The sequence below is a fragment of the Porphyromonas sp. COT-052 OH4946 genome (genome assembly GCF_000765965.1).
Taxonomy (GTDB): domain Bacteria; phylum Bacteroidota; class Bacteroidia; order Bacteroidales; family Porphyromonadaceae; genus Porphyromonas; species Porphyromonas gulae.
Genome location: NZ_JQZY01000009.1, coordinates 456,968 through 468,630, shown reverse-complemented (window position 1 = coordinate 468,630; position 11,663 = coordinate 456,968). Strand labels below are relative to the sequence as shown.

The window sequence follows — 11,663 nt, the reverse complement described above, 5'->3', positions numbered from 1 at the left end:
TATCAGATAATCGGGAAGTTTCTCTGTTCTGAGTTCATTGTTAGCATAAAATTCTATGTTTACATGCTTTACAATACATCGCTTAAATCTTTGAAAAAATTGATTTGTTTACCTTTGTTGCATTCAAAAATAAGGTCGTTCAGGCTCTTGCTCTTATATTTGGAAAAATCGCCAATAATTATCAACGACATTTGGTATTGTGAGAATTTTTGAAGTATATCCCCTGCTATTTTAGTTTTTAAGTCAAAAAAATCAGGTGTGATATTCTTTTCATGAATAATGATTTTATCAAATCCTTGATAATACAAATTCCCCAACAATTCTAATCCGTCTTCTGTAGATCTTAAGATTATTTTGTCTGTTATAATTTCAGCTACTTTTGTATTGTCGATATTGTGAGTTTTAATTTTCATACGGTGGTCTATTGTTGTTTACTACCCCTGAAATGATAGAGTTTCTTCCTTGGGTTAAGAGCGTAAATATACTTGATTTATTGAGAAAATATACCGAGTAATTAGCAAAAAGAATAGTGGGCAAATCTTTTTCTTTCCTGTGGGCAGGTGTTTGCTCGATGCTTTGGGTTGTGTGGATTACGATTCATCCGAATTGCTCCTTTTTGCTATATTTGCCTGCTCACAAAGAATCCCAAATAGGGATAAACCACTGTGTATTAGAGATATTACTGCTTGTATAAAACCGCGTTATTAAACTATCTGATGAGAATAATCCTGTACTACGATTCCCGACCTATATGCTGTACTACGGGGTGTATGACTCCTACGCCCGTATCCTGTTTATACCCCTATCGGACTAAAGGAAAGCATGCAGCAATGAGGACAGGAGTGGAATAGCACTTTACTACCGTTTCACCAAAATACAAGGCACCCGCATGGTTCTGCTACGAATCGTGCGGGTGCCTCTGTTTTATAGCCTCTTGAAAAGGCCTTTTTCAGCCTGCGATTTATATAGAAATGACTTTCGATCTGTATATAAATTGAAAACGATTTATATATAAAACGAAAACGATCTATATATTTATTGTAAACAATTTATATATAGATCGTTATCTTCTCTTCCAAAAATCATATTTCGACTTGAGAAAGTCCGCTTCCTCAACTTTTCGACTTCAAGATCCACTTCCTTTCACCTGCTTATTTGGAATCATTCCAAACTCGTCTTCGTTGTTGAAAACTTTTTTGGCGCATGATTTTTGAGTCGGTAGTTGCCATAATAGTTGATGTTTTTTGTATCGTGGATGATTTCTCCAAACTTTTTGATGAAAGAGTCAAGGAAAAGGCCCTCGAAGAGAAGGACAAAAAAACAATGAAGGTGTGCTGAAAAAGCAAATTCAGCACACCCTCGATTATTTTCGGACAAATCCGATAGGCGAGAAAAACGACTTATTTGCTGTAGTCGTAGAAGCCTTTGCCGGTCTTGCGGCCGAGTTGTCCTGCACGTACCATCTTGCGAAGCAAAGGATGAGGACGATATTTGGCATCACCGAATTCGGTGAACAGCACCTCCATGATAGCCAGACAGACATCCAAACCGATAAAATCGCCCAAAGCCAAAGGCCCCATCGGGTGATTGGCACCGAGCATCATGGCCTGATCTATTTCCTCTATGCTGGCCACACCGTCGGCATAGGCTCCGATACCTTCGTTGATCATCGGTATGAGAAGACGGTTTACGACGAAACCCGGAGCTTCGTTCACGCGTACAGCTGTTTTCTTGAGCTTTTCACACAAGTCCAGTACCTGCTTCATCACTTCGTCCGAAGTTTGCTGGGCACTGATAACTTCTACCAGTTTCATCACGGGAACGGGGTTGAAGAAGTGCATTCCGATCACACGAGATGGGGTAGGGAGTTCGGTTGCCAAAGCTGTGATGCTCAATGAAGATGTATTGGTCGCGATGATACATTGCTCGCTTACCACTTCCGCCACAGCACTGAGGGCCTGTTTCTTTATTTCCATCTCTTCGGCAATCGCTTCGATCACGACATCGGCATCTTTCAGGTCATTGAAGTCCATCGTCGTACGGATGCGAGCCACAATGGCTTGCTGCTCATCGGCAGACATCTTGCCCTTTTCAACCAGACGGTTGAGATTTTTTTCGATTCCTTTGAGCGATTTGTTGATAGAAGTCTCGCTTCGCCCTTTCATCAGGACATCCAGACCGTTTTGGGCGATACATTGAACGATACCACTGCCCATGGCTCCGGTACCTACTACTGCTATTTTCATTTTGTTGGAGATTAAAAGTGTATGTGAATAACTGTTCTTTTTGGCTCTCAGCTGAAAGCCGGTTTACGTTTTTCGAGGAAAGCTGCCATGCCTTCCTTCTGGTCGGCTGTGGCAAAGCACAGACCGAAGAGGTTCTGTTCCAAGGCAATACCTTCGGCAATATGCATCTGCGTACCACGATTGATAGCCTCCTTGGACGCTGATACGGCAGAAGCCGAACGCGATGCAATGAGTTGAGCCGTTTCCATCGTGGCAGGTAATAATTCCTCCGGAGTTATTACTCGATTGACAAGACCGATACGAAGTGCTTCTTCTGCATCGATGATACGACCCGTGTAGATGAGTTCTTTGGCTATACCCGGAGCGACAAGGCGTGGCAATCGCTGTGTGCCGGAGAATCCGGGGGTGATGCCCAATCCGACTTCGGGCTGACCAAACTTGGCTTTAGCCGAAGCTATGCGGATGTCACAAGCCATGGCCAATTCGCATCCACCTCCCAATGCAAAGCCATTGATGGCTGCAATAACGGGGAAAGGCAATTCTTCTATACTTCGGAATACTTCTGCTCCAAGCCCTCCAAAGGCTTTTCCCTCGGCTGCACTCAGATGTTGCATCTCGGCTATGTCTGCTCCTGCGACAAATGCTTTGCCACTTCCGGTAATGATCAGCACTCGAGGCTTTTCTGTAGCGATAACGGCAATGGCCGATTTCAATTCGGAAAGGACTTCAGAGGAGAGGGCGTTCAGTGTCTCCGGTTTGTTGATGGTCAGCGTCGTGATGCCATCTTGCGACTGGATAATCAGATTGTGAAATTCCATAACTCTCTTCGATGAATGAAAAAGGAGCCGAATGAATGCGACGAGCTACAAAAGCCCTTCGCCTCATCGGCTCCTTTGCAAGGTTTGTTATACTAAGATTCTCTCAGACTCTTACTTGTCCTGCATGGCAGAACGTAGCTTGGCCGTCAGAATGGGTACAATCTTGTGCAAGTCGCCGACTACACCGAGATCGGCTACCTGGAAGATGGGAGCGAATTTGTCCTTGTTGATGGCAATGATATAATCGCTCTCCTCCATACCGGCCAAGTGCTGGATAGCACCTGAGATACCAATGGCCATATAGATATCGGGGCGAACGGTCTTACCCGTTTGTCCTACCTGACGTTCGTGACCGATAAGACCGGCATCGACCATAGCACGAGAAGAAGAAACTTCTGCATGGATCTGCTGGGCCAGTTCGGCCAGCTTGCTGAAGCCATCTTGTGAACCAACGCCACGACCACCACTGACAAGGATGTGAGCTTCCGTGATGTCCACCATATTCTTGTCTTCACGCTCTTTCTTGATCAGGCGAACACGGAACTTGGCTGTGTCAAACGTGATAGTTACGTTTTCAACCGTACCTTGACGATTGTAGTCCATAGCCTTACGACGCATAACGCCGGGACGAACCGTAGACATCTGAGGACGATGTACCTTACTGATAATCGTAGCCATAAGGTTACCACCGAAAGCCGGACGTGTCATCAGCAGATTGCGCTCGTCACCGATCTCAAGCGATGTGCAGTCTGCTGTAAGACCTGTACGCAAGCGAGAAGAAAGACGGGGGCCGAGGTCGCGACCGATAGTCGTAGCACCGAGGAGTACGATCTCAGGCTTCTTGTCCTGAAGAATCTGGGTAATGGCCTGAGCGTAAGGCTCGGTAAGGTAGTTCTCGAGCTTCTCATCGTCTACGACAAGCACCGTATCGGCACCGGCAGCGATAAGTTCCTTAGGCAAGTCAGCAACCTTGTAGCCGCAAAGAATTGCCGTTACTTTTTCTCCGATGGTGTCTGCCAGTTCACGAGCCTTTCCGATGAGTTCGAAGGCTACGTTCTGAATCACTCCTTCGCGTTGCTCTGCGAAGACGAAAACACCTTTATATAATTCCTTATCCATAGTTGCTTGTTGTTCAGATGATGAATTTCTCTTTCAGTTTGTTGAAGATAATGTCAGCAGCTTCTTCGGGAGTGATATCTTCATGCAGTGCTCCCATGGCCTTGGCTCCCTTGGTGAATGACTTCTTCACGCTCGTGGGAGAACCGGCCAAACCGATTCTTTCCGGATCGACATCAATGTCGCTTGCTCCCCAGCATTCAATGGGTCTGTCGAAGGTTTCCATAATGCCACGAACGCGCATGTAGCGAGGCTTATTAGCCGTAGCCAACAAGGTAAGCATACAAGGAAGCTCTACTTCCAAAATCTCATGTCCTTCTTCCGTGCTCTTGCGAACAGTCAGAGTTTGCTTGCCATCGAATGTGGCTTCTTCCACGTATGTGATCTGTGGGAGATCAAGCTGCTCGGCAATCTGAGGTCCTACCTGAGCCGTATCACCGTCGATAGCTTGACGGCCAGCGATAATCAGGTCATGATCTATCTTTCGCAACGCTTGAGAGAGGGTGTAGCTCGTGGCCAATGTGTCGGCTCCACCGAACTTACGATCGCTGACAAGGATGGCATGATCTGCACCCATGGCATATGCTTCGCGCAGGATAGCTTCTGCCTGTGGCGGTCCCATCGTGATCACAGTTACGTGTGCATTGTGGGTGTCCTTGAAGCGAAGAGCTTGTTCCAAAGCTCCCTTGTCATCGGGGTTCATGATACTGGGCACACCGTCACGAATGAGCGTGCCTTTTACAGGATCCAATTTGATTTCGGTAGTATCGGGTACCTGTTTGATACAAACAACGATATTCATAGTCTAATGCTTGATTATTTTAATAAGTTGGATGCGATTACCAAGCGTTGAACTTCGCTGGTACCTTCGTAAATCTCAGTGATCTTAGCATCGCGCATCATACGCTCTACCGGATACTCACGAGTATAGCCATATCCTCCGTGGAACTGAACCGCTTTCGTAGTCATATCCATAGCCGTTTCTGCGCAGTAGAGTTTGGCCTGAGCCGATTCCATCGTATAAGGCATCTTCATATCCTTCTTCCAGCTTGCCAAACGAACCAACAAACGAGATGCCTGAATGCGGCATTGCAGGTCGGCAAGTTGGAATTGTGTGTTCTGGAATTGAGCGATGCTGCGACCGAATTGCTTACGCTCTTTGGTGTACTTCACCGTCTCGTCCATGGCTCCCTGTGCAATACCGAGGGCCTGAGATGCGATACCGATACGTCCGCCATCAAGGGTTTTCATGGCGATTTTGAAGCCACCGCCTACGCGACCGAGAAGATTCTCTTTGGGGACGATGCAGTTTTCAAAAATAAGTTCGCATGTAGCCGAACCACGGATACCCATCTTCAGCTCTTTCTTTCCTATAGAGAAGCCGGGAGTTCCTTTTTCAACAATGAATGCTGTGATACCACGTGTGCCCTGGCTCTTGTCTGTCATGGCAAATACCACATATACGTGAGCATATTCGGCATTGGTGATAAAAATCTTGTTACCGTTAAGTATGAAATGATCTTCCTTCTCTTCAGCAAAAGTTTGCTGAGCAGCAGCATCCGTACCTGCATTGGGTTCGGTAAGTCCAAATGCACCGATCCATTCGCCGGAACAGAGTTTCGGCAAATACTTCATCTTTTGTTCTTCTGTTCCATTTTCGTAGATGGGAGCTGCGCACAAAGATGTGTGTGCAGAAAGAACCACGCCAGTGGTAGCACATACACGGCTTAGTTCCTCCACTGCCATCGAATACATTACGTTTGTACCGCCGGCACCACCGTACTCAACGGGGAAAGGGATGCCCATCAGTCCGATTTCGCCCATCTTCTTTACTGTTTCGATGGGGAAACGTTCCTGCTCGTCAATTTCTGCCGCCAGAGGTTTTACTTCTTTCTCGGCGAAACTGCGGATCATCTCAAGAAACAATTGTTCTTGGGGTGTCTGAGAAAAGTTCATAATTCTTGAAGTTTATTTGGTTTGTAGTGATACTAAAAACTCTTTTTATTGTTGCATCGGGATGATCTCAGAAGCAAAAGTCAATGAAGCTTCAGTCGCAGCTTGTACTTGTTCTGCTGTAAAATCTGGATGTATTTCTGTTACGACAAGGCCTTTTTCGGGGCACACTTCGATCACACACATTTCTGTGATAATCAGGTTTACTTGTCCTTTTGCCGTAAGCGGCAAAGAGCATTTCTTCATGATTTTGGGGCTACCCTTGGCTGTATGCTCCATGGCCAAAATTACCTTGCGAGTTCCTACCAGCAAATCCATGGCTCCTCCCATACCGGGTGCTTTCTTGCCGGGAATAAGCCAGTTGGCCAAGTCCCCATTTTCGTCTACTTGCAATGCTCCGAGTACACTGACATCCACATGTCCACCACGAATGATGGCAAATGAGGTAGCACTGTCAAATGAGGCAGCACCCGGAATAGCCGTAATGGAACCTCCCCCGGCATTGATCAGATAAGGATCTTCTTTGCCTGTTTCCGGAGCAGGGCCCATCCCAATCATGCCATTTTCAGACTGCAAATATACTTGTACTCCGGGTTTTAGGTAATTGGGCACCATCGTCGGCAGACCTATACCGAGGTTGACCACATCACCATCTTTCAATTCGAGGGCAACGCGCTTGGCGATCACTTCTCTGATTTGATCTTTTTCCATGATGAAAAATATTTTATCGATTTCTATTTGTTATTCATTCTCTTATGAAACTCCTGAGCGATGAATGAAGCAACATCATCCGCATATGTATTGGCACCGAATCCTGCATCATAGCCAAGCTCTTTGGCCAATTCATAAGTGATACGAGGCCCTCCACAGGCCAAGATCATCTTATCTCTCAGACCTTCTGCCTCCATGAGTTCGACCAGCTCTATCAGATTCTTGATATGCACATCTTTCTGTGTTACTGTTTGAGATACCAAAAGAGCATCAGCATTGAGCTCGATTCCCTTGGCAATAAACTCTTCATTCGGAACCTGACTGCCAAGATTGTATGCTTCGATCATTTCGTAGCGTTCCAAACCATAATGACCGGCAAAGCCTTTCATATTCATGATGGCATCAATGCCTACCGTATGGGCATCAGTGCCTGTACTGGCTCCAACCACTACTATCTTTCGGCCGATATTCTCACGGATAAAGTCGTCTGTTTCAGCCATATCCCATTTCGTAGATTCTACTTTCGGAACATAGATAGAGCTATAGTCTACTGTATGTTCGCAGCTTCCATAACAGTTGAAAAAAGTAAAACCTTCTGTCAGTTCGCGGAAGAATACTACTTGAGGATTCTGCATCCCCATTTTCTTGATGAGCTGCTTGGCTGCTTCGATGGCTTCATCTCCGGCCGGAACAGGTAAGGTAAAACTAAGCTGCACTTTACCGTCATTCATCGTATCGCCATAGGGCTTGATGCGCGATAGATCTAATGTCTGATCGAAATCTCTTCCTTCTGTCGAATATAGTCCACCGCTCATAACTTACCACTCATATTAAAGTTTTTCATCAGCTCGATTGTCGGGTTGTAGTAGTGTGCTTCTTTCTTGGCAACACCGCTTAAACCCTTTCCTCCGTTCATCGGGCGTTTTACATCACCAAAAATACCTTTTTCCAAAGCAGAGAAGAGACCTTCTTCCTTCAATCTTTCAAGCAAATTGACGGTCTTGTCAAGCACTTCACGTGCTCGGCTCTGTACGATACCACCCTCCTTGAACTCAACCTCCGATCCGATATTCTTCATATTGGAGAAAATATATTTGGCATTTTCGATCGAAAGATAGCGGTCGCTCATAAAAGGAGTATGGATGGCTTCGGTAGGCATACCGAGCAGCTGGATACCCTGAGAGGTCCACACACCGATTATATTGAAAAGGGCATCCTGCAAATGACCACGGAAAATGTTGCCGGTCATGAACTTCGTAGGAGGCATGTATTTAAGCGGAGCTTTGGGGAAAATTTCTCTGGTCATTTGTGCTTGGGCCAACTCGAAAAGGAATCCATTTTCGAGCATGGGATCCATTTCAAATGCATGTCCAAGCCCCATCTGTTCTGAAGGCAATCCGGCTGTAAGAGCCAGCTGCTCATTGATCAAATCCGAGGCAAGTACGGTATGTGCTTCTTCTACGGCATCAGCTGTGGTCAGATAGTTATCCTCGCCAGTATTGATGATAACACCGGCAAATCCGTTGATGACACGACTCATGTACTGATCCACCAGAGTACGTTGCATATTGATGTCTCGGAAAAGAATTCCATAGAGAGCATCATTGAGCATTACGTCCAAGCCTTCGAGTGCTCCCATTACGGCTATTTCCGGCATGCAAAGACCCGAACAATAGTTGCAGAGCCTGATGTACCGACCGACCTCTTCTCCAACCTCATCCAAGGCTTTTCGCATGATACGGAAGTTTTCCTGTGTAGCAAAAGTTCCCCCGAATCCTTCTGTCGTAGCTCCGTAAGGGACATAGTCGAGCAAACTCTGTCCCGTAGTACGTATTACGGCAATAATATCGGCTCCTTGGCGAGCAGCTGCTTGTGCTTGAACGACGTCTTCATATATATTGCCGGTAGCAACAATAACGTATAGATAAGGTCTTGGCCCTTCTCCGAGAGTCTCGATATAGTCCTCTCTTCTCTTTCTGTTGGCAGCTATTTTTTGCATCCCTGCTGTTATGAGCGGTGCCAATGTGTCTGCAATGACGTTGGCAGGACAGAAGGGATAAGAGGTAAGATCTATTTCGCCGACAGCCACACCTTCGGCAATTTCCTGAGGAGATTTCCCTGTAGCAACTATTCCATTTGCTAAAAAGAACAGAGCACCATGCCCCAAAACATTCCGGTCTTTCAGATGGTCGACCAATACATTGGGTAGTGGAACAGCATTGCCATCCACTCCATCAACCCCGATTAGGCGACAGAGGGTGCGTTCCACGGCTACAGTCGTGTATTGTTCGACGAATGTCTGTACGTTACCGGCTATTTCTCCGGCAATGCTTCTGGCATATTCTACCTTGGAGAAATCAATTCCGACTTTACTTTTTTGCATACTTATGATATGTATTCTTGCTTTATGCTATTTCGTGTTGTTCAAAAACTGTTTACATTCTGTCATGAGAGCCTCATTAACCCCAAGGATCTCTGCTATGCGTATTGCTTCGTGTGGGACATCGTTTCCGCTCACTTCTTCGAGCGTATAGTCCACACATTTGGTGAGGGAGTTTACTTGTAGAGGCAGGTTCACTTTGTCTTCTCTAAAACCACGCACTTTCAAGCGGCGACATGGAATGTCTATACTGCCATAATGTGTAGTGACGAGAGATCGGATCTTATACCTGCTCAATATAGCCAATAACCCACTGACAATGGCTTGTCCTTCTACAGGATTCGTTGTCCTTGCAGGTTCATCGACTAAAACGAGTAGTTGCTTTCCCTGTCCGGCCTCATCGGCAATGGACGAAAGACACATCATTTCCGCCCCGAAAGAGGAAAGCCCCTGTCTAATATCTTGCGCATCTCCAAGCGAAAGCATCACTTTTTCCACAGGGCATATCTCTGCCTTTTGTGCCGGCACATAAAAGCCATATTGATAGAGGATCTGAGCTAATGCGACTCCTTGCAGCAGCACACTTTTTCCTGCCATGTTAGCACCGGTAATTAAGGTTGGCAGAGAGGGTAGGGCTATATCTACCGGCTGGAATTTTTCTCCTTTTTCTTCCAGGAGGCTAAGAACATGTGGATGTACCAGTCCCGTATAGTTCGTAACACTATGACCGGAAACCGGTTTGCTCCATCCAAGCTGAAGGAATAGCTTGACCTTTGCTAATAACAGGTCTATCGCTCCCAACAATTCCAGAGCTGTAGCCAATCCAGCAGCATAAGGAGACAGCTGGCGAGAAAGTTGCTTTCGGACGATGTCTTCTTCTTGCAAACTTTCATTGCGAATTTCGATCTTGGCGTCTTCGTTTGTTTCCTTTTTGAGCTTGTCTCTCAACTCTCTCAATGTCTCCGAATATGCATCATATATATAGAAATGAGGAATTTTCTTTTCCTCCGGATCCAAAACGGAAACAATATGCGACAAATCGGGTAGGGGAGAGGTGAGATCATCTAACTTGTAAAAACGGATCAAATCCCGAATATCTTCACTTAAAATTGCCAAGAATTTGATCTCGAAAAAATCAATATCCGTGCAAACTACGTGGTGTGAAAGAGAATATATCGTTCCTTGGATGTCACGCAGCTGCATTAATTTGTGTGCGATCTCATCCAGACCTCTTTCTTTTCGTTGGTCTGCTTGGTATGAGATGGCTATTTCTACACGAGAAAGAAGCTCTTCAATATCGGAAGCCTCGGTCAGAAACTCTTGCTCCAACAGACAACGCCGCCCCACAGATGAATGTATGCACAACTCATCTATTACATAGCGAAGGCCGCTAATGCTATTGATCTGTTCCCGTAGTTTCATCAACATTCAAACGAGTTTAGCCCTCTTACATCGTAGACCGGAATGCCGAGGGCTTTTTCCATTTCTCTGCGCAGCACTTCGGATTTCAGCTTGTACCCGCTGGGTGCTACCGGATTGATTGTCACGGCCAATAGCTTACCTCCATACAGAGATTCGATCTCATGTTTGCTCTGTAGAAAACGATCTACTGCTTCCGGCAAAGCAAACATACGTGTAAAATCTCTGATAATGAGACAGATTTTATCATCAGAGAGGCGAAGCTGTTCCAATAAGTTATCACTAACGGCTCCGGATACATAAATTCTGTTGCCGAAGCGAGTCAGGTCATTTCTGTTAGATGCATTCAGCATCAGTGCCGAACGAATCCCCAAGTCGTGAACGTTGCCCGATTCATCTATCCCCCATATGCCTTGTTCGATGGGGTCTAATCTCTCTGCCAATTCGGCTTCCACTGTAGGTAAAGAGATCAATCGATACACGGCAGCCGTTTTACGGACCAACTGAGGTATATTGATGGACAAAGCAGCTCCGGTAGCTAAAATCATAGCATCGGTAACGACAGGAGATGCCAGACACTTGCGAGAAAGAGCTCCATCTACAATAGTCGTTTGCACTCCGGAATTCGATAGGGTAGTTATCATTTTTCTTAACCCACCCGTCGTGGAAGGCCCTGAGAGCAATATCTTACCGGGTTCCAAAGAGCAGGCCGTGATGAGCCGTCCCAATGCAGTCCGATCTTCGCTGACATCAATAATCTCTGCAATCACTTCTTTCTGTAGATAATGCAACTCGGAGGTAACGAATATCATCCCTTTAGGCACCACTATTTCCGGCTTGGCCGTCTGAGTTACCTGGTCACTCTTTTCTCCATCTATGCCTATAGAAGTAAGGGCAACCCTATGCCGATAGGCATCGAGTCGCCTGATGATATAGTTGAGCGTTTCCGTTTTGCCGGTGTTCTTCTCCATTCCGAAAATGGATATGCTCCGGCTCTGCATGATCTTTTCTACAAAAGGC

At 46.0% G+C, this 11,663-nt stretch carries 11 protein-coding genes; all 11 read right to left on the bottom strand.

Going from position 1 to position 11,663, the window contains the following annotated elements:
* Window positions 1-68: 68 nt before the first annotated feature.
* Window positions 69-413: a DUF4180 domain-containing protein gene (locus HQ50_RS04365; RefSeq protein WP_039425175.1), complete on the bottom strand. Its 345-nt coding sequence runs from the start codon at window positions 411-413 to the stop codon at window positions 69-71.
* Between the two features lie 987 nt (window positions 414-1,400).
* Entirely contained in the window at window positions 1,401-2,246 is an 846-nt protein-coding gene (locus HQ50_RS04360; protein ID WP_018964621.1) for a 3-hydroxybutyryl-CoA dehydrogenase, read from the bottom strand.
* A gap of 47 nt (window positions 2,247-2,293) precedes the next feature.
* On the bottom strand, window positions 2,294-3,064 hold the full coding sequence (locus tag HQ50_RS04355) for an enoyl-CoA hydratase-related protein (RefSeq protein ID WP_039428483.1): 771 nt from the start codon (window positions 3,062-3,064) through the stop codon (window positions 2,294-2,296).
* Window positions 3,065-3,175: 111 nt separating this feature from the next.
* Window positions 3,176-4,183, bottom strand: coding sequence for an electron transfer flavoprotein subunit alpha/FixB family protein (locus tag HQ50_RS04350; RefSeq protein WP_018964623.1), 1,008 nt, complete (start codon window positions 4,181-4,183; stop codon window positions 3,176-3,178).
* Between the two features lie 13 nt (window positions 4,184-4,196).
* Window positions 4,197-4,982, bottom strand: coding sequence for an electron transfer flavoprotein subunit beta/FixA family protein (locus HQ50_RS04345; RefSeq protein WP_018964624.1), 786 nt, complete (start codon window positions 4,980-4,982; stop codon window positions 4,197-4,199).
* Window positions 4,983-4,996: 14 nt separating this feature from the next.
* A complete protein-coding gene (locus HQ50_RS04340; protein WP_026292115.1) occupies window positions 4,997-6,136 on the bottom strand; it encodes an acyl-CoA dehydrogenase in 1,140 nt (379 codons plus the stop codon).
* A 45-nt stretch (window positions 6,137-6,181) separates the two neighbouring features.
* Window positions 6,182-6,844 (bottom strand): 3-oxoacid CoA-transferase subunit B, encoded by a 663-nt coding sequence (locus tag HQ50_RS04335; protein ID WP_018964626.1) that lies wholly within the window; start codon window positions 6,842-6,844, stop codon window positions 6,182-6,184.
* A gap of 23 nt (window positions 6,845-6,867) precedes the next feature.
* Window positions 6,868-7,659, bottom strand: a complete 792-nt coding sequence (locus HQ50_RS04330; protein ID WP_004584452.1) for an OAM dimerization domain-containing protein — start codon at window positions 7,657-7,659, stop codon at window positions 6,868-6,870.
* Window positions 7,656-9,227: a lysine 5,6-aminomutase subunit alpha gene (locus tag HQ50_RS04325; protein ID WP_018964627.1), complete on the bottom strand. Its 1,572-nt coding sequence runs from the start codon at window positions 9,225-9,227 to the stop codon at window positions 7,656-7,658. The genes HQ50_RS04330 and HQ50_RS04325 overlap by 4 nt, the downstream gene beginning before the upstream one ends.
* 27 nt (window positions 9,228-9,254) lie before the next feature.
* The gene (locus HQ50_RS04320) at window positions 9,255-10,652 is read right to left on the bottom strand and encodes a DNA mismatch repair protein MutS (RefSeq protein ID WP_052074890.1); all 1,398 of its coding nucleotides are present in this window, start codon (window positions 10,650-10,652) and stop codon (window positions 9,255-9,257) included.
* A complete protein-coding gene (locus HQ50_RS04315; RefSeq protein WP_039428668.1) occupies window positions 10,646-11,614 on the bottom strand; it encodes a hypothetical protein in 969 nt (322 codons plus the stop codon). The genes HQ50_RS04320 and HQ50_RS04315 overlap by 7 nt, the downstream gene beginning before the upstream one ends.
* Between the last annotated feature and the right edge of the window lie 49 nt (window positions 11,615-11,663).

Coding starts and splice junctions, on each gene's coding strand:
- HQ50_RS04365 (WP_039425175.1), bottom strand. CDS start 413: ATGAAAATTAAAACTCACAATATCGACAATACAAAAGTAGCTGAAATT.
- HQ50_RS04360 (WP_018964621.1), bottom strand. CDS start 2,246: ATGAAAATAGCAGTAGTAGGTACCGGAGCCATGGGCAGTGGTATCGTT.
- HQ50_RS04355 (WP_039428483.1), bottom strand. CDS start 3,064: ATGGAATTTCACAATCTGATTATCCAGTCGCAAGATGGCATCACGACG.
- HQ50_RS04350 (WP_018964623.1), bottom strand. CDS start 4,183: ATGGATAAGGAATTATATAAAGGTGTTTTCGTCTTCGCAGAGCAACGC.
- HQ50_RS04345 (WP_018964624.1), bottom strand. CDS start 4,982: ATGAATATCGTTGTTTGTATCAAACAGGTACCCGATACTACCGAAATC.
- HQ50_RS04340 (WP_026292115.1), bottom strand. CDS start 6,136: ATGAACTTTTCTCAGACACCCCAAGAACAATTGTTTCTTGAGATGATC.
- HQ50_RS04335 (WP_018964626.1), bottom strand. CDS start 6,844: ATGGAAAAAGATCAAATCAGAGAAGTGATCGCCAAGCGCGTTGCCCTC.
- HQ50_RS04330 (WP_004584452.1), bottom strand. CDS start 7,659: ATGAGCGGTGGACTATATTCGACAGAAGGAAGAGATTTCGATCAGACA.
- HQ50_RS04325 (WP_018964627.1), bottom strand. CDS start 9,227: ATGCAAAAAAGTAAAGTCGGAATTGATTTCTCCAAGGTAGAATATGCC.
- HQ50_RS04320 (WP_052074890.1), bottom strand. CDS start 10,652: ATGTTGATGAAACTACGGGAACAGATCAATAGCATTAGCGGCCTTCGC.
- HQ50_RS04315 (WP_039428668.1), bottom strand. CDS start 11,614: ATGGAGAAGAACACCGGCAAAACGGAAACGCTCAACTATATCATCAGG.